Here is an 18,114-nt window from a genome sequence, read left to right as displayed (position 1 = left end):
CGCAGGCACCGAGGCGCCGGACAACCGCGAAACGCCGACTGCGGCGGATGTGACAGGGTAGTTCGCATGGAGGAGATCGGCCCGGAACCGGTTGTGGAAACGAATCGGATATTCACCGTTCCGAACTTGCTCAGCGCCGTTCGGCTCGTGATGGTGCCGGTGTTCCTCTGGGTTCTGCTGGCGAAGGAAGCCGACGGCTGGGCGTTCGCGATCTTGTTCTTCGCGGGGCTGTCCGACTGGGCGGACGGCAAGATTGCCCGACTGATGAACCAATCGTCCAGGTTGGGCGCCCTCCTCGATCCTGCAGCCGATCGGCTCTACATGCTGGTCATACCGATCGGCCTGGCGATCCGCGGGATCATGCCGTGGTGGCTGATCGGTGTACTCATCGGCCGCGATGTCCTCTTGCTGGCGAGCGCGCCGCTGCTACGCAGCCGCGGCCTCACGGCCCTGCCCGTGATCTACATCGGCAAGGCAGCGACGTTCGCGCTGATGTACGGGTTCCCGATGATCCTTGCCGGGCAACTCGATTCGGTCATAGGCGACATCTTCTATCCCTGTGGATGGGCCTTCATGATCTGGGGCACGGGCATGTACCTGTGGTCGTTTGTCCTCTACTGGATACAGGTGGTGCAGGTGATGCGCACGATGCCGCCCGTGCATCACGCGAAAAGCTCACCAGACAACTCGCCCCGGTGAGATGAACACCGATGGTGCGCTAAATTCTCCCTTCAACCCCCGAAGCGAATGCTTAACCGGAAGGCGTCACACGTGACCGACAAGCAGACTCCCGACGATCTGCGTTACACCACCGAGCACGAGTGGGTGAAAAAGGTGTCCGACACGACCGTTCGGGTCGGGATCACCGATTACGCGCAGGACCAGCTCGGCGACGTCGTCTTCGTTCAGTTGCCCGCGGTGGATGACGAGGTGGTCGTGGGGGAGTCGTTCGCCGAGGTCGAGTCGACGAAGAGCGTGTCGGACATCTTCGGTCCGCTCGCCGGAGTCGTGACCAACGTGAACGACCGGCTCGAAGCAAGTCCTGACCTGGTCAACTCCGAGCCCTACGGCATGGGCTGGTTGGTGGAGATCAACGTCGGTGACGACGCAGATCTCGACGCCGTGTTGGGTGAGATGCTCGATGCGTCCGGATATCGCGAAGTCACTGCCGGATAGGGCAACCCGTGACGGGTCGGTTTGGGAACTGTATGCAGCAGCTTTATGCATCTGCGGCCGATGGCAGGGTACGGTCTAGGTCACGGGTAATTCCCCAAACCACTTGATGAGGACGAATCCGGCGTGTGAGCGATCGACCGCCGAAATGCCGTGGAACGACTTGGCCCCCTTCCGGGCCGCGGGGACAATTACGAAGAAGGAGAATTGGTGAGCGACAACGAGAAGGACATCGAGGCTCCGGTAGAGACCACTTCGGTCTTCCGGGCCGATTTCATCAAAGAGATGGAGTCGACCGGAGGATCCGCCACCGTATCGGCCGACAGCGGAGTCGAGCGGCTCTCCGCAGGCACCGCGCTGCTCGTCGTCAAACGCGGCCCCAACGCCGGTTCTCGTTTTCTGCTCGACCAGGCCACCACATCGGCCGGTCGGCACCCCGACAGCGACATCTTCCTCGACGACGTGACGGTCAGTCGCCGTCACGCTGAGTTCCGCTTGGGCGACAACGACTTCCAGGTGGTGGATGTGGGCAGCCTCAACGGCACCTACGTCAACCGCGAGCCGGTCGATTCCGCCGTTCTCGCCAACGGCGACGAGGTGCAGATCGGCAAGTTCCGTCTCGTCTTCCTGACCGGCCCCAGTGGTGACGAAGGTTCCTCGAACGCGTGACCTCTCCGTCGGCGGGGCAGCAATCTGAAGGATCGATGTCAATCGGCTCGGTCCTCGATCAGCTGCGCGGCGAATTCCCGGATGTCACCATCTCGAAGATCCGGTTTCTCGAGTCTGAAGGTCTGATCACACCCGAGCGGTCGCCATCGGGTTACCGCCGATTCAGTCGGGCGGACTGCGAGCGGTTGCGGTTCGTGCTCACTGCTCAGCGCGATCGTTACCTTCCGCTCAAGGTGATCAAGGAACAACTCGACGAGATCGATCGTGGCGCTCAGTCCGATACACAAGCCGGGCCCCGACTGCTGTCTTCCGCGAAGAACTGGGTGGCGCCGGCGACGGACTTCTCGCAGGGCGGGGGTGGCCGGCTCAGCCGTGACACCCTCCTCGAGCGCACCGGGGTCGACTCGGCTTTCGTCACCGAACTGTGCGACAACGGTCTACTCGTGCCGGGTCCTCGCGGCTTCTTCGATGAGGATGCTGTGCGGCTGGTCGCGGCAGCAGCAGCCCTCGCGAACTTCGGTCTCCAGGCGCGGCATCTGCGGGCATTCAAGGTCTCGGCGGAACGCGAGGCGGGTCTGGTCGCGCAGATCGCCGGACCCATCGCCAAGGGCAAGGGCACCGGGGCCCGCGACCGGGCCGAGGAGATGGTGCGAGAGATCGCCGCCCTGTCGGTGACACTGCACACCCAATTGGTCAAGCAGGCCGTCCGCGAAGTGCTCGACTGAGCCACTCTTGGCTTTCTCGGTCGTCGCGCGGCCTCACTTGCCATAGGATTGATGGCGGTGCAGCATTCGCCCACACAAGCGTTGGGAGGGCCGATCGCATGAGTGAAATGCGCGTTGTAGGTATCCGGGTCGAACCGCCGCAGAGCCAGCCGGTCCTGCTCCTGCAGGAGACCAGTGGTGAGCGCTTCCTGCCCATCTGGATCGGGCAGAGCGAAGCAGCCTCGATTGCCTTGCGACAGAAGGGTATCGAGCCGCCCCGACCGCTGACGCACGACTTGATCGTCAACCTGATCAATGCGCTCGGTCATGAACTCGTCGAAGTCCGCATCGTCGACATGCAAGAGGGCACGTTCTACGCAGACCTGGTGTTCGCCGGGGATCTGCGCATCTCCGCCCGGCCCTCGGATTCCATCGCGATCGCGATGCGAGCAGAGGTGCCGATCTACGCCGAGGAGTCCGTACTCGCCGAAGCCGGGTTGCTGATGCCCGATGACGACAGCGACGACGCCGACGACGAACCGGCAGGCGAGGTCAAAGAGGACGAGGTGGAGAAGTTCAAGGAGTTCCTCGACTCGGTGTCGCCGGACGACTTCAAGGCCACCGGAGGCGCATGAGCCTTCCGTTCTGACGGTGATGCAGCCGGCTTGGATCACAGAACGGAAACCGTGGGGTCACGAATCGTCTAAAGCTCGAGTTTAGGTTCAGGGTTAGGGCGAGTCGCGTTGATCGGCGCCCCTCCTGGACCTACGGTCATTCCCAGGCCGTGAAAATTGCGGTGATGTGATTTTGACCAGTCAGAGCGCGTAAACTTGGGCCCGTCGGCGCCAAGACGTCGCTCGGACGGTCACCGACAGAGCACGCGAGGAGATCCCAGTGGGCGATCAGCCACACGACGGTGAAACTGCCCATGTGGGGGAGACTGCCCAAGGGGAGAATGCCCACCGGATCGACCGACCGTCGCAGGGGTCGCTGGACGACATCATCCCGGGACTGTTCCCCAACGACACCGTGCCCGACGAACTCGTCGGCTACCGAGTGCCCAGCGCGTGCCAGATCGCGGGTATCACCTACCGCCAGCTCGACTACTGGGCCCGCACCTCGCTGGTCGTCCCGTCCATCCGCGGCGCCGCAGGCTCCGGCAGCCAGCGGCTCTATTCCTTCAAGGACATCCTGGTCCTGAAGATCGTCAAGCGACTTCTGGACACGGGCATCTCGCTGCAGAACATCCGCGTGGCCGTCGATCACCTCCGCAAGCGCGGGGTCGAAGACCTGGCGCGCATCACCCTGTTCTCCGACGGGACGACGGTGTACGAGTGCACGTCCGCCGAGGAAGTCGTCGACCTCCTGCAGGGCGGTCAGGGTGTTTTCGGGATCGCGGTCAGCGGTGCCATGCGTGAACTGAGCGGAACCATCGCCGACTTCCCGGCCGAGCGTGCCGACGGCGGTGTCACCGAAGCCGCCCCCGAGGACGAGCTGGCCTCGCGCCGCAAGAGCCGGGCTCGCCGCACCGGCTAGAACATCGCCCCTCCGGCAATGTCTCCCGGCGTCGGTCTAGACTGAACCCGCGTCGCAGCGACCCGGGAGAGCGTCACAGCAGTGTGACCGCCGAAGGAGCAACACCTCTCCGTCAAACTCTCAGGCACCCAGGACCGTGTCGTCGTCGGCGTCTCTGGAGAGTGGCGGCATCAGCCGTCCGCCCATGGTGAAAGGCCGCATCAACTGCGGCTGAATCTCTCAGGCGTCCACCGGTCCCTCGGGCAGTGTGGATAGGACAGAGGGGGAGGACCGGCGTCCGGCTTCGGTCGGCACAACCTGTGGTCGCCCCGTCGGTGACCGCTGCGGAGGTCCCACCATGACCGGCTCTTCCTTCACTCATCGACACATCGGTCCTGACAACAGCGAGCTCGGCCGAATCCTCTCGCTCATCGGCGCCGACTCGCTCGACGACCTGGCCCGGCAAGTGGTGCCTGCAGGCATTCTCGACGGCCCGCAGGACAACGGTCTAGAAGCACTGCCGCCGGCGGCATCCGAACACGAAGTGCTCGCCGAACTCGCCGCACTCGCAGCCGAGAACACCGTCGCGACGACGATGATCGGCCTCGGCTACTACGACACCCTCACCCCGCCTGTCCTTGTCCGCAACATCCTCGAGAACCCGGCGTGGTACACCGCCTACACCCCTTACCAGCCCGAGATCAGTCAAGGCCGCCTCGAAGCCCTGCTCAACTTCCAGACGATGGTGTCGGACCTGACCGGCATGGAGGTGGCCAATGCGTCGATGCTCGACGAGTCGACTGCGGCCGCCGAGGCCATGACCCTGCTGCGCCGGGCTGGCAAGAGCAAGTCGCCCCGATTTGTCGTCGACAGTGACGTCTTCCCGCAAACGGCAGCGGTGATCGCCACCCGCGCCGAACCGCTGGGGATCGAGATCGTCACCACCGACCTCGCGCAAGGACTTCCCGACGGAGACTTCTTCGGCGTCCTCCTGCAGACCCCGGCAGCGTCAGGCCGCGTCATCGACTGCACGCCGCTCATCGAGGCGGCACACGAGCGCGGTGCGCTGGTCGCCGTCGGCGCCGACCTGCTGGCCCTCACGCTGATCGCTGCGCCCGGCGAGCTGGGGGCCGACGTGTGTTTCGGGACCACCCAACGCTTCGGGGTGCCCATGGGCTTCGGTGGACCCCACGCCGGTTACCTGGCAGTCCACGCCAAACACGCCCGGCAATTGCCGGGTCGCCTCGTCGGTGTCTCGAAGGACGCCGACGGCAACCTCGCCTACCGGTTGTCGCTGCAGACCCGTGAGCAGCACATCCGGCGAGAGAAGGCGACCAGCAACATCTGCACCGCGCAGGTGCTGCTCGCGATCATCGCCGCAATGTACGCCAGCTACCACGGCGCCGACGGCCTTCGCGCCATCGCGAGCCGGGTGCACGGGCATGCCCGCACACTAGCGGCGGCGCTGCGGTCCGGTGGTGTCGAGGTGGTGCACGACAAGTTCTTCGACACCGTGCTGACCTCCGTGCCGGGACGGGCCGCCGGCGTCGTCGCCGCAGCCAAGGAACGTGGCATCAACCTCCGACTGGTGGACGACGACCATGTCGCGATCGCCTGCGATGAGGCGACCACCGCGGACCACGTGTCCGCGGTCCGCGACGCGTTTGGGGTCGACGCCTCGAACGCCGCCAAGGACTGGCCTGAGATCGACAGCCGCACAAGCGAATACCTGACCCATCCGGCGTTCAACAGGTACCGCACCGAAACCGCGATGATGCGGTACCTGCGGAGTCTTGCCGACAAGGACATCGCATTGGATCGGAGCATGATCCCACTCGGCTCGTGCACGATGAAGTTGAACGCCGCCGCCGAGATGGAAGCCATCACCTGGCCGACCATCTCCCGGCTGCATCCCTTTGCTCCGGCAGGTGACGTACCCGGCATGCGCAAGATCATCGCTTCGCTCGAGGACTGGCTCGTCGCGATCACCGGCTACGACCGGGTCAGCGTCCAGCCCAACGCGGGCTCGCAGGGCGAATATGCCGGGCTGTTGGCCATTCGCGAATACCACCGCAGCCGCGGTGACTCGAACCGCACGGTCTGCCTCATCCCGTCGAGTGCCCACGGGACCAACGCAGCATCCGCGGTCATGGCGGGCATGCGGGTGGTCGTGGTGTCCTGCCGTGACAACGGCGACGTGGACGTAGACGACCTACGCGCCAAGGTGGACGCCAACGCCGCCGATCTGGCAGCGATCATGCTCACCTATCCCTCGACCCACGGTGTCTTCGAGGACGAGGTCGGTGACATCTGCGCCGCGGTGCACGACGCAGGCGGCCAGGTCTACGTCGACGGTGCCAATCTCAACGCACTGGTGGGAGTGGCTCGCCCGGGGCGCTTCGGTGGAGACGTCAGCCATCTGAACCTGCACAAGACGTTCTGCATCCCGCACGGTGGCGGCGGTCCCGGCGTCGGCCCGATCGGAGTGCGAGAGCACCTCGCGCCGTTCCTGCCGGGACATCCACTGGCTGATGAGCTGCCTGGCGATCTCACCATCTCGGGTGCGCCCTACGGCTCGGCGTCGATCCTGCCGATCACCTACGCATACATCCGGATGATGGGAGCCGAGGGCTTGCGGGAGGCAACGCTGACGGCGATCGCCTCCGCCAACTACATCGCTGCCCGGCTGAACGACTCGTACCCCGTGCTGTACACCGGCGCGGGCAACCGGGTGGCGCACGAGTGCATCATCGACCTGCGACCGATCACCAAGAGCACGGGCGTGACAGTGGACGACGTCGCAAAACGTCTGGCCGATTACGGATTCCACGCTCCGACGATGAGTTTCCCAGTCGCCGGAACGCTGATGATCGAGCCCACCGAGAGCGAGAACCTCGACGAGATCGAGGCATTCTGCGACGCGATGATCTCTATTCGCGCGGAGATCGACAAAGTGGCGGACGGTCAGTGGCCGGCCGACGACAACCCACTGCGAGGTGCCCCGCACACCGCCGAGTGTCTCGTCGGGGACTGGGAGCACAGCTATGACCGACTGGTCGCCGTGTACCCGAACGGACTGCCGTCCGCGGGTGCCCGAGCGAAGGTGTGGCCCGCGGTGCGGCGTATCGACGGCGCGTTCGGCGACCGCAATCTGGTCTGCAGTTGCCCGCCGATCGAGGCGTTCGCCTGAAACCGGGCGGGGTTCAGCTGCGCCGGGTGAGCACCTCGGTGATCGCGTTCTGTGCCTCGGGCGACGGCATCGGCATGGGTGTCGGCGTCACCGGGAACGTCACGGTCGAGGTTGCCGGCGGCAGCTGACCTGCGCCGCGGAAACCCAGTGAGGTGATGGTCGAGATCTGTTCGGGGTCGTGGACATAGTCGATGAAGGCGCCGACGGCGTCTCGTTGTGCCGCGTCCACCTGATCACCGGTCATCTCGACCACCGGGAAGTCGGCCATGGGTGTCGGCCCGGAGGGGAACAGCGCCACCACCGAAGAGTTGGCGTCGTCCTTGGTGATCGCATACAGCTGCTGTTCGGTGATCGGTACGGCATGGATACTGCCTGTCGCGGGATCGGCTTGCTGCTGCAGTGCCCGCACCCCGCTCTCGGACGATCCCAGATCCGTCGCCGGCGCTGAGGCGAGCATCGCGCGGAGCGTTGACGAGACAAGCGGGGAGGCAGCGTCTTCCGGAGACAACGGTCCGCTGGGTGTGCGCGACACCTCGGTGGCGATGGCCTGGGCCGCCAGCATCGTCGCGTCCGATTGCGGGCCAACGGGCATCGCCATCTTGAGTTCGCCCCAGCCGCGGAGTCCGAGATCGTCCATCGCCTTGGTCGAGCGCTGTAGGGTCGGCAACTCGATCCAGCCGACATCGCCGTCCATGGCCTCGGCCGCTGCAGCCGGTATCGCCAGGACCACCGGACTGGTCACGAGTGACGACGGGGATCCGTCGACCACATCCGGCCGGGCAGCGATGAGTTGTGAACTCCACACGGACGACTGCGGAATCCATGCGGCCGGGAATTGTCCGCGCGACGCGGTGTCCCAATCCCCGGTGAGGCCGTCCAGTGTCACCTTGGCATCGCCTGGGCGAACCTCGATCGTGATGCAACGGTCGCGTTCGGTGGGACGCGTCTTGTTGTACTTGTCCGCGACGGCCTTGAGAGGGACCGCGAGACCGGGGTCGCTGACGATCGACACCGAGAGATCGCCCTCGACGCAGCGGGCGGCCGCATCCTTGCCCTGTTCGTTGATCCGGTCGCCCAACAGAACCCATAGGAATCCGAGCGCGACGACGACGACCACTGCGATGGCCAGTACAAGAAGGCCACGGCTGACACCGCGTCTGCCACCGGCCCTGCGATGCTCGCCCACGCACACCTCAATCCACGAAGTTCATGTCCACCGCAACCTACAGCTTCGGCGAAGGCTGGTCACAGCTCCACCGGGTTGCCGACTGACTTGTGCTGCGCAGTCTATGCGGTCGTATCTCCTGGTGGTGGAGCCGCCCGCGCCGAAGGCATCGGCACGAACCCAGGTCAGGACAGTGCGACGGTGCAGACGATCTTCTTGCGTTCGTCGTAGGTGTAATAGGTCTCTGTCTCTGCGGGGCAGTCGGTCTCGTCCACGGTGTTGGGCAGGACCGCGATGATGCGCTCGCCGGTGGACCCGGTACAGGGCACCTGGACGGTGCTGTCCGACGCGGTGCCCATCTCGAAGCACTTGCCGACAACCCAGTCGATGTCGAGACAGAGCACCCCGGTCGTGGAGCCGTTCAGCTCCTCGTAGTACGTCTGATCGACGTCCGACGGGCAGCTGTTCTCATCGGCGACCTTCGCCACGACGGTGTAGTGGGAGTCGACGGCACCGCAGGTTGCCGGGGCGATCTTCGCGTCGAGCATCGTGCCGGTGAGGTTCACGCAGTCACCGACCTCGGCGTCGATCTCGGTGATCTCACCGCTGTCCTCCGAAGTGGTGGAGGGGGCCTCCGACGTCTCCGAAGGGTCTGCGGTGGACACGGCCGCAGAACTGGAAGCAGTTGTGGCTGTGCCGGTCTCGTCGCTGGTGCAGCCCGCGGCCGAGAAGGTGAGGGCTGCCGCGGCAACGGCCAGCAGGGCGAGTTTACGGACGTCAGAAAGCACGGTGCTCGACTTTCGGTGAGAAATGCCTTGTGGCCCGAGCACAGTGCTCGGGCCACAAGGAAATTATCAGACGACGACGCCCTGCGCCGCGCTTCGGAGGTCAGGCGTTGGCGGCCTTGAACTCGCGCCGACGCCGGTGCAGGATCGGCTCGGTGTAGCCGTTGGGTTGCCGGCCGCCTTCGAGGATGAGTTCCTTGGCTGCCTGGAAGGCGATGGATGCCTCGAAGTCGGCGGCCATCGGCCGGTAGGTCGGGTCGCCGGCGTTCTGCTTGTCGACCACCGGTGCCATCCGCTCGAGAGCTGCGACGACGTCTGCTTCGGACACGATGCCGTGGCGGAGCCAGTTGGCCAGTAGCTGGCTCGAGATCCGTAGTGTCGCGCGGTCTTCCATCAGTGCGACGTCGTGGATGTCGGGCACCTTGGAGCAGCCGACGCCGTGATCGATCCACCGCACCACGTACCCGAGGATGGACTGGCAGTTGTTGTCGAGTTCTTCACGCTTTTCCTCGTCGCTCCAGTCGGTGCGGGGAGCGAGGGGGATGGTGAGGATGTCCTCGACCGACGCCGGATCGCGTTTGGCGATCTCGTTCTGGCGTTCGAACACGTCGATCTGGTGGTAGTGCAGCGCATGCAGCGTCGCGGCGGTGGGAGAGGGCACCCATGCGGTGTTCGCGCCGGCCTTGGGGTGACCGATCTTCTGCTCGAGCATGTCGGCCATCAGGTCGGGCATGGCCCACATCCCCTTACCGATCTGCGCTTTGTGCTGCAGGCCCGCGTGCAGGCCGGTGTCGACGTTGAAGTCTTCGTAGGCCTTGATCCAGGTCTGCGCCTTCATCTCTGCCTTGCGGACGACGGCTCCGGCTTCCATCGAGGTGTGGATTTCGTCGCCGGTGCGGTCGAGGAAACCGGTGTTGATGAACACAACGCGGTCGGCCGCTGCTTTGATGCAGGCCTTGAGGTTCACCGTGGTGCGGCGTTCCTCGTCCATGATCCCGACCTTGAGCGTGCCGGTGGGCAACCCCAGGACCTGCTCGACCCGGCCGAACAACTCGACCGTGAAGGCGACCTCGTCTGGGCCGTGCATCTTCGGCTTCACGATGTAGATCGAACCGGTCCGCGAGTTCTGCAGCCCGTCGGCTTTGAGGCCGTGGCTACCGATCAACGAGGTGAACAGCGCATCGAGGATGCCCTCGGGGACCTCGCTGCCGTCGGCGGCGATGATCGCGTCGTTGGTCATCAGGTGACCGACGTTGCGCACGAACAACAGCGACCGCCCGTGCAGGGTCAATTCCGACCCGTCAGGAGCGGTGTAGGTGCGGTCGGGATTGAGCACGCGGGTGAAGGTCTTACCGCCCTTGGTGACCTCTTCGGCCAGATCGCCCTTGTTCAGGCCGAGCCAGTTGCGGTAGCCGGTGACCTTGTCCTCGGCGTCGACGGCGGCGACCGAATCCTCGAAGTCCATGATCGTGGTGACCGCAGACTCGACCAGCACATCTTTGACCCCGGCCGGGTCTGTCGACCCGATGGGGGAGTCCGCGTCGATCTGGATCTCCAGATGAAGTCCGTTGTGGCGCACGAGGATACCGCTGGGAGCAGCTGCGTCACCGGAGTATCCGGCGAACGCGGCGGGATCGGCGAAGCCGGTGGTGGAACCACCGGCGAGGGTGACCTGCACCTGCTGGTCGACGACGGCGTAACCGGTGGCGTCGGCGTGCTTGCCGGACTCCAGAGGTGCTGCAGTGTCGAGGAAGTCCTTGGCGAACGCGATGACCTTGTCGCCGCGAACCTTGTTGTACGACTTGCCCTTCTCGGCGCCGTCGGACTCGGGGATGACATCGGTCCCGTACAGCGCGTCGTAGAGCGATCCCCAACGGGCGTTCGAAGCGTTCAGGGCAAACCGGGCGTTGAGGATGGGCACCACCAGCTGCGGCCCGGCGGTGCTGGTGATCTCGTCATCCACACCTGAGGTGGTGATCTGGAAATCGTCGGGGACCGGGGCGAGGTAACCGATGTCGGTCAGGAACACCTTGTAGGCGTCGGAATCGAACGAAGCGGGGTCCGAGACCGGGTTGTCGCGGTGCCACTGGTCGACCTTGGCCTGAAGGTCGTCGCGGATGGCGAGCAGCTCACGGTTGCGTGGGGTGAGGTCGGTGATGACCGCCGCAGCACCTGCCCAGAACGCATCCTGGTCTACGCCGGTGCCGGGCAACACCTCGTTGTTGATGAAGTCGTAAAGAACGGACGCAACCTGCAAGCCGCCGTCGACGGTGACGCGCTGAGCCATAACCGGCCTCACTTTCTTTCGATCCAGGTCAATTTCGACCTCTATGTTACTCATGGGTAGGAAAAGGCTCCTCGCCGGTCAGCAGCGCACTGCATCGGTCGATGAGCCGGGCACGGACAATCTGGGCGTGATGGGTCAGGACCGACTGTGCCCGGACGTATTCGCTACGGCCGGCGGCCTCTTCGATGGCGATGGGTTCGAATCCGAACGCCGTCAGGTCATAGGGACTTGCCCGCATGTCGAGCTCGCGGAAGCGCAGTGCCATCTCGAATGCGTCCACCACGAGCTCGGAAGGTAAAAGCGGCGACAGCTTGAACGCCCACTTGTACAGATCCATTCCGGCATGGATGCACCCTGGTTGTTCTGCGTCCTGTTGAGTCGTCCGGTCGAGCACCGTCAGGTTCAGTGGCCGAGCAGGTTCGGTGAAGAAGCGGTACGCGTCGTAGTGGGTGCATCGAAGCGGCAGGGAACGGACCACTGCGTCGGTGTCGGCGGATGACAGTCGCAGAGGAACGCCCGCGTGCCTGATCTGCTCGGAAGGGGCGGCGTACACCATCGCCCACTCATGCAGACCGAAACAGTTCAGCCGGGCGGGGCGTTCGCGGGTTGCCGACAGCAGGTCGTGGACGTACTCGACGGTCTCGCGTCGCTTGGCGAGGTGGCGCGGATCCACGGTGACCACCCCGTTGACCTCTGCGTATCCGGAGTAGTCGAGGTAGCGGCGAGCGGCGGGACCGCTGATCGGGTGTCCGAAACCGGGGTGCCAGCGGCGCAATTGAGCGGGGCGATAGCTGTAGTAGGTGAACAAGAATCCCCACACGGGATGAACGACCTCGCCCCCGGTGGCGTCGTGAATTCGTCCCGGGTGCCGGCTCAGCAGAGAGTCGACCCGCTCACGATGTGCCTGTGCGGCGGCCTGCCAGTCCTGGGCGACAGGAGACTGGACGGCCACGAACCCACTCACACGCGGTGCGTTTCGTCGCGCACCGTTCCCACGAACTCCTCGACGAGATCCTCCAGGGCAACCACCGCAACCGTGCGACCGTTGTCGTCGACCACGGCGGCGAGATGGGAACTGGTGCGCCGCATGGCCGAGGTGGCCTCGTCGAGCGCTGTGCGGTCCGCCAGGACCGGGAGCGGATGGATCTTGTCGACACCGATGATGCTGTCGGGACCCACCGATTCGTCGAGGATCTCGTCGAGGACATCCTTGAGGTGAAGGTAACCGGTGTAGGTGCCGTCGGTGCCGCGCACCGGGTAACGCGAGAAACCGGTGTCGGTGACTGCTTGCTCGATCGAGCCGAGAGTTGGCCCGACACGGCCGGTCTCGGCGTCCTTGGTGACCTGCACACTGCGCAGTTCGCTGAGCGGGATCGCCACTTCGAGTACCGTCCGACCAGAGGTCTGGAGTGCACGCGTGAGCCTGTCGTGCTCTTCTTCGTCGATGAGGCCTTCTTGCCGTGACTCGCCCAACATCTGCGACAGCTCGTTGGCCGAGACGGTCGCGTCCAGTTCGTCTTTCGGCTCCACCCGCATGATGCGCAGCGAGACGTTCGCCGACCAGTTGTAGAACGCGATCAGCGGTCGGGCGATCTTGATGAACAGCAGGTGCACCGGCACCAGGAGCATCGCCGAACGTTCGGGGCCGGCAAGCGCGATGTTCTTCGGCACCATCTCGCCGAGGAGGATGTGCAGCACAACCACCAGCGACAACGCGAGCGCAAAGGCGATCGGGTGCAGAAGGCCGTGCGGTACGTGGACGAGTTCCAATGGCTTTTCGATGAGGTGCGCGATCGCCGGTTCCCCGACCCGTCCGAGCAGGATCGAACAGATCGTGATGCCCAGCTGGGCTGCGGCCAACATCAGCGACAGATGTTCGCCTGCCTCGATGACCGTGCGCGCCCGGCGTTTGCCTTGCTCCTCGAGTGCCTCGAGGCGGTCGCGACGAGCAGAGATCAGTGAGAACTCGGCGGCGACGAAAAAGGCGTTGCCGCCCAGGAGGAACACAGTCAGGACAACACCGAAGAGATCACCCATCGGAATGCTCCACATCTGACCCGGACAGCGGCGTCAACGCGACGACGTCGATCCGGCGACCTTCCATCCGGACCACACGCGCCTGCCACCGTTGATCCGACTCCGTCAGCGACGAATCCTCGTCGTCCTCGGAAGCGGTTGTACGGACGGGGAGATCGATCACGTCACCTTCTCTGGCGATGCGACCGAGCTGGAACATCAACAGCCCGCCCAGGGTGTCGTATTGGCCGTCCGGTGCCCGGTATCCGATCGCATCCAGCAACTCGTCGATACGCAGCAGTCCGTTGCAGATGTATCCGTCCCCATCGCGCTGGACGTCGGCTTGCTCGTCGTCGTGTTCGTCGGTGACGTCGCCGACGATCTCTTCGATCAGGTCTTCGGTGGTGACGATCCCGGCTGTGCCGCCGTACTCGTCGACGACCACGGCCACCTGGAATCCGTCTGCCCGGATCTGCTGCATCAGTGCGTCACCGTCGAGACTTGCCGGAACCACGGGGACGTCCCGCGCGAGGGTGCCCAGTTGCGTGGTCGCGCGCGCGGTCAGAGGGACGGTGAACGCCTGCTTTATGTGGACGATGCCGATGATGTTGTCGAGGTCGCCGCCATCGAGGATCGGGAATCGGGAGTAGCCGGTACGGGATGAGGCGAGGATCAGGTCGCGAACGGTGTCGTGGATGTCGAGCGACTCCACGGTCACCCGCGGGGTCATCAGTTCCTCGGCCGTACGTTCGCCGAACTGCAGGGAGCGGTCGACGAGAGCAGCGGTGCCGGGGTCCAGGGCGCCTTGCCGGGCCGAATTGCGAACGAGACTGCCGAGTTCCTGGGGGGAACGCGCCGACCGTAGTTCCTCGGCGGGCTCGACGCCGAGGCGCCTGACCACCCAGTTCGCGGTGCCGTTGAGAGCGTTGATCAGCCACCGGAAGGTTGCCGAGAACAAACTCATCGGACCGGCGGTGGCCCGGGCTGTGGGCAGTGGCTTGGAGATCGCCAGGTTCTTCGGGATCAACTCACCCAGGACCATCGACAACGACGTGGCGATCACAAGGGCGAGGATGAGTGAGACGGCCGTTGTCGCGCCGTCCGGGAGCCCTACCGCTTCGAAGGCCGGCTCGAAGAGCTGGGCCAACACCGGCTCGGCGATGTAACCGGTGACAAGCGTGGTGATCGTGATGCCGAGTTGGGCACCGGACAGCTGGAACGAGAGCGACCGGTGGGCCTTGCTGACCTGCCTCGACCGTAGGTCACCCCGAGTCCGTACGTCGTTCTCGACCGTGGACCGTTCGAGAGCGGTCAGCGAGAACTCGGCCGCGACGAACAGAGCCGTTCCCAAGGTCAGTGCGAGGAAACCGAGGAGGCTGCCGGCCAGGATGAGCGCTTGCATCAACGATCACCACGGTCGTCTACGGGTTCCGATGACACGGCGAGGCGGAATTCGCGCGGTGACGGTCGAGACAAGAGAACTTCGCTCCGCTCCCGGTGGAGGCGCAACAATCCAGCCTCCAGATGTAGGGCAGTGAAATGTGATGCCGGAATATCAACGATCTTAACGGGTCACCAACCCGTCGGTAATGGCCGTCCCTCCGCGAAGCCCGCTGCCGACTGCACCCCCAGGACTGCTTTGTCGTGCAATTCGTCGAGCGACCGCGCGCCCGCGTACGTCGCCGTCGAGCGAACTCCTGCGCAGATGTGGTCGATGAGGTCTTCGACGCCGGGACGCTCGGGGTCCAGGGCGATCCGCGAGCTCGAGATCCCTTCCTCGAACAGCGCCTTGCGTGCGCGGTCGAACGCACTGTCGGTGGCTGTCCGTGCCGCGACCGCTCGTTTGGAGGCCATGCCGAAGCTCTCCTTGTAGGGTTTGCCGTCGCGGTCCCACTTCAGGTCACCCGGACTCTCGTACGTTCCGGCGAACCAGGAACCGATCATCACGTTCGAGGCGCCCGCGGCAACGGCCAGGGCCACGTCGCGGGGATGCCTCACGCCACCGTCTGCCCAGACGTGGGCGCCCGAACCCCTTGCCGCCGAGGCACATTCGGCAACAGCGGAGAACTGGGGCCGACCCACGCCGGTCATCATCCGAGTGGTGCACATGGCGCCCGGCCCCACCCCGACCTTGACGATCGAGGCGCCCGCGGAGATCAGGTCCTTGGTGCCCTGCGCCGAGACCACGTTGCCGGCGCACAGGGGCACGCCGAGATCGGCGTCGGCGATCTGCCCCAACACCGCCAGCATGCGTTCTTGGTGACCGTGCGCGGTGTCGACGACGAGCAGATCGGCACCGGCCTCGACCAGCGCAGTCGCCCTGGCCGTCACGTTGCCGTTGATGCCCACCGCAGCGGCGACGCGCAGTCGTCCGGCGCCGTCGACATTGGGTTGGTAGATGCCCGCACGCAGAGCACCCACGCGGGTCAACACTCCCGCGAGGCTTCCGTCCGGCTCGGTGAGCACGGCCAGGTCGGTGTGGGCTCCCTCGAGCAGCTCGAAGATCTCTCGCGGCGGCGTTCCCACGGGGGCGGTGACGAAGTCGGGGTCGAGCACTTCGGTGAGCCGCGCGAACCGGTCCACGTCGACACAGGCCCGCTCGGTCACCACTCCGATGGGCGTCGCCGCATCGGTGTCGAGGACGACCACCGCGCCGTGGGCACGCTTGGGCAGAAGCGCCAGGGCATCTGACACCGCTGCGTCGCCACCGAGAACCACAGGGGTGTCGGCGACAAGGCGCCGTCCCTTGACGAACGAGATCATGTCGGCGGCCGCGCTGATGGGAAGGTCCTGCGGTAGCACCACGAGTCCACCACGCCGCGCCACGGTCTCGGCCATCCGCCGTCCTGCGACAGCGGTCATGTTGGCGACGACCAGGGGAATGGTGGTTCCCGAGCCGTCCGAGGTGGACAGGTCGACATCGAATCGTGAGGTGACGTCGGTTCGACCGGGGACGAGGAAGACATCGTCGTAGGTCAGGTCATGGCTCGGGAAATGATCGTCAAGGAAGCGCACGTGAGGCAATTCTACCCGGGAAGCCCGAAACCCCCGACCTTGTGCCGTTGTGACAGACCAACCTGCAGGTGGGAGGTGTCACAGCAACACAAGACCGGGGGCCGGTCGTCCAATCGGGGATCAGGCCTCGATCTCCGTACGGTCTTCACTCCACAGCGTGTGGAACGTGCCTTCTTTGTCGACGCGCTGGTAGGTGTGCGCGCCGAAGAAGTCACGCAACCCCTGGGTCAGAGCAGCCGGCAGTCGCTCGGCGCGCAGGGCGTCGTAGTACGAGAGCGACGATGCGAACGCCGGAACGGGGATGCCCATCGTGGTCGCGGTGGCGACGACGCGCCGCCAGCTGTCCACAGCATTCTCGACCGCGTCGCGGAAGTACGGAGCGAGGAGCAGGCTGGGCAGCTCCGGGTTCTCCGAGTAGGCGTCGCGGATGCGGTTGAGGAACTTGGCCCGGATGATGCAGCCGCCCCGCCAGATGGTGGCGAGGTCGCCGGGATGCAGGTTCCAGTCGTATTCCTTGCTGCCGGCCGCGATCTGGTCGAAGCCCTGTGCGTACGCGACCACCTTGGACGCATAGAGCGCCTTGTTGATGTCGTCGATGAAGGTCGCCTTGTCCGATGGTGCCGCCGCCAGCGTGCCCGACGCCAGGCCTTGTGCCTGCTTTCGCTGATCGGTTGCGCTCGACAACGCCCGGGCGAAGACCGCCTCGGCGATGCCGGTGGTGGGGATGCCCAGATCGAGAGCCGACTTCACGGTCCAGCGGCCGGTGCCCTTCTGACCCGCGGCATCGACGATGACGTCGACGAGTGGCTTGCCTGTCTCGGTATCCACCTGGCTGAGGACCTCGGCGGTGATCTCGACGAGGTAGCTGTCGAGGTCTCCCGAGTTCCACTCGCGGAAGACGTCGGCGATCTCTGCGACAGGGAGGTCTAGGGCCTTGCGCATGAGGTCGTATGCCTCGCCGATGAGCTGCATGTCCGCGTACTCGATGCCGTTGTGGACCATCTTCACGAAGTGTCCGGCACCGTTGGGGCCGATGTGGGTGCAGCAGGGCTCCCCGTCGACGTGGGCGGAGATCGATTCGAGCAACGGGCCGAGGGACTCGTAGGACTTGGCCGGTCCGCCCGGCATGATCGACGGTCCGTTGAGCGCACCCTCTTCGCCGCCGGAGATACCCGCGCCGACGAAGTTCAGACCACGCTCGGACATCGCGGCTTCGCGCCGGATGGTGTCCGTGTAGAGCGAATTGCCGCCGTCGATGATGATGTCGCCTTCCTCCATCTCGGCGGCGAGCTCCTCGATCACCGCGTCGGTCGGGGCGCCGGCTTTCACCATGATCAGGACACGACGGGGCTTCTCGAGCGCCGCGACGAATTCGGCGACTGTCTCGGTTCGCACGAAGTCTCCCTCGTGGCCGTGCTTTTCGATCAGTGCGTCGGTCTTCGCGATACTGCGGTTGTGCAGTGCGACGGTGTGGCCGTGACGGGCGAAGTTTCGGGCGATGTTGGAGCCCATCACCGCCAAGCCGGTGACACCGATCTGGGCGCGGGCAGCTGTTTCAGTCATGCGTACACCCTATGACTAAGCTCACCGGACCT

Annotated in this window: 15 protein-coding genes and 1 riboswitch; of the genes, 7 read left to right on the top strand and 8 right to left on the bottom strand. The window is 65.1% G+C overall.

The features are described 5' to 3' along the window. Window positions 1–66 precede the first annotated feature (66 nt). The 7 genes from WIMU1_RS15290 (at window position 67) to gcvP (ending at window position 7,251) form a co-directional block, all read left to right on the top strand. Window positions 67–699, top strand: a complete 633-nt coding sequence (locus WIMU1_RS15290) for a CDP-alcohol phosphatidyltransferase family protein (RefSeq protein WP_023958041.1) — start codon at window positions 67–69, stop codon at window positions 697–699. Between the two features lie 72 nt (window positions 700–771). Continuing rightward, window positions 772–1,176, top strand: coding sequence for a glycine cleavage system protein GcvH (gcvH, locus tag WIMU1_RS15285; protein ID WP_062798667.1), 405 nt, complete (start codon window positions 772–774; stop codon window positions 1,174–1,176). Window positions 1,177–1,383: 207 nt separating this feature from the next. Further along, window positions 1,384–1,842 (top strand): glycogen accumulation regulator GarA, encoded by a 459-nt coding sequence (gene garA, locus WIMU1_RS15280; RefSeq protein WP_030162599.1) that lies wholly within the window; start codon window positions 1,384–1,386, stop codon window positions 1,840–1,842. A 35-nt stretch (window positions 1,843–1,877) separates the two neighbouring features. Then, complete coding sequence (gene ftsR, locus WIMU1_RS15275; protein ID WP_062798665.1) at window positions 1,878–2,567, top strand: transcriptional regulator FtsR; 690 nt, start codon at window positions 1,878–1,880, stop codon at window positions 2,565–2,567. 98 nt (window positions 2,568–2,665) lie between these two features. Continuing rightward, window positions 2,666–3,181: a bifunctional nuclease family protein gene (locus tag WIMU1_RS15270; protein ID WP_062798404.1), complete on the top strand. Its 516-nt coding sequence runs from the start codon at window positions 2,666–2,668 to the stop codon at window positions 3,179–3,181. A 259-nt stretch (window positions 3,182–3,440) separates the two neighbouring features. Beyond that, complete coding sequence (locus WIMU1_RS15265) at window positions 3,441–4,082, top strand: MerR family transcriptional regulator (RefSeq protein ID WP_023958051.1); 642 nt, start codon at window positions 3,441–3,443, stop codon at window positions 4,080–4,082. A gap of 53 nt (window positions 4,083–4,135) precedes the next feature. Continuing rightward, window positions 4,136–4,229: riboswitch (glycine riboswitch) on the top strand. Between the two features lie 190 nt (window positions 4,230–4,419). Beyond that, window positions 4,420–7,251 (top strand): aminomethyl-transferring glycine dehydrogenase, encoded by a 2,832-nt coding sequence (gcvP, locus tag WIMU1_RS15260; protein ID WP_062798403.1) that lies wholly within the window; start codon window positions 4,420–4,422, stop codon window positions 7,249–7,251. A 13-nt stretch (window positions 7,252–7,264) separates the two neighbouring features. Here gcvP and WIMU1_RS15255 read toward each other — a convergent pair whose 3' ends face one another. From WIMU1_RS15255 to gnd, 8 genes are all read right to left on the bottom strand, one after another. Further along, entirely contained in the window at window positions 7,265–8,437 is a 1,173-nt protein-coding gene (locus tag WIMU1_RS15255) for a substrate-binding domain-containing protein (RefSeq protein ID WP_062798401.1), read from the bottom strand. Between the two features lie 164 nt (window positions 8,438–8,601). Continuing rightward, window positions 8,602–9,204: an LppU family putative lipoprotein gene (gene lppU / locus WIMU1_RS15250; RefSeq protein ID WP_062798399.1), complete on the bottom strand. Its 603-nt coding sequence runs from the start codon at window positions 9,202–9,204 to the stop codon at window positions 8,602–8,604. Between the two features lie 100 nt (window positions 9,205–9,304). Next, window positions 9,305–11,488: a malate synthase G gene (locus WIMU1_RS15245; protein WP_062798397.1), complete on the bottom strand. Its 2,184-nt coding sequence runs from the start codon at window positions 11,486–11,488 to the stop codon at window positions 9,305–9,307. Window positions 11,489–11,534: 46 nt separating this feature from the next. Then, complete coding sequence (locus WIMU1_RS15240; RefSeq protein ID WP_062798396.1) at window positions 11,535–12,452, bottom strand: hypothetical protein; 918 nt, start codon at window positions 12,450–12,452, stop codon at window positions 11,535–11,537. After that, the gene (locus WIMU1_RS15235; RefSeq protein WP_023958061.1) at window positions 12,449–13,525 is read right to left on the bottom strand and encodes a hemolysin family protein; all 1,077 of its coding nucleotides are present in this window, start codon (window positions 13,523–13,525) and stop codon (window positions 12,449–12,451) included. Before WIMU1_RS15235 ends, WIMU1_RS15240 begins: the two co-directional genes overlap by 4 nt. Continuing rightward, on the bottom strand, window positions 13,518–14,906 hold the full coding sequence (locus WIMU1_RS15230; protein ID WP_062798394.1) for a hemolysin family protein: 1,389 nt from the start codon (window positions 14,904–14,906) through the stop codon (window positions 13,518–13,520). The genes WIMU1_RS15235 and WIMU1_RS15230 overlap by 8 nt, the downstream gene beginning before the upstream one ends. Window positions 14,907–15,076: 170 nt before the next feature. Beyond that, window positions 15,077–16,519 carry a GMP reductase gene (gene guaB1, locus WIMU1_RS15225; RefSeq protein ID WP_062798392.1) on the bottom strand — a complete coding sequence of 481 codons (1,443 nt, stop codon included), beginning with the start codon at window positions 16,517–16,519 and terminating at the stop codon, window positions 15,077–15,079. A gap of 120 nt (window positions 16,520–16,639) precedes the next feature. After that, window positions 16,640–18,082 carry an NADP-dependent phosphogluconate dehydrogenase gene (gene gnd, locus WIMU1_RS15220; RefSeq protein ID WP_062798391.1) on the bottom strand — a complete coding sequence of 481 codons (1,443 nt, stop codon included), beginning with the start codon at window positions 18,080–18,082 and terminating at the stop codon, window positions 16,640–16,642. Between the last annotated feature and the right edge of the window lie 32 nt (window positions 18,083–18,114).

This window comes from Williamsia muralis NBRC 105860, from assembly GCF_001598915.1.
GTDB classification, from domain to species: Bacteria; Actinomycetota; Actinomycetes; order Mycobacteriales; family Mycobacteriaceae; genus Williamsia; species Williamsia muralis.
This window is presented reverse-complemented; position numbering and strand designations above follow the sequence as displayed.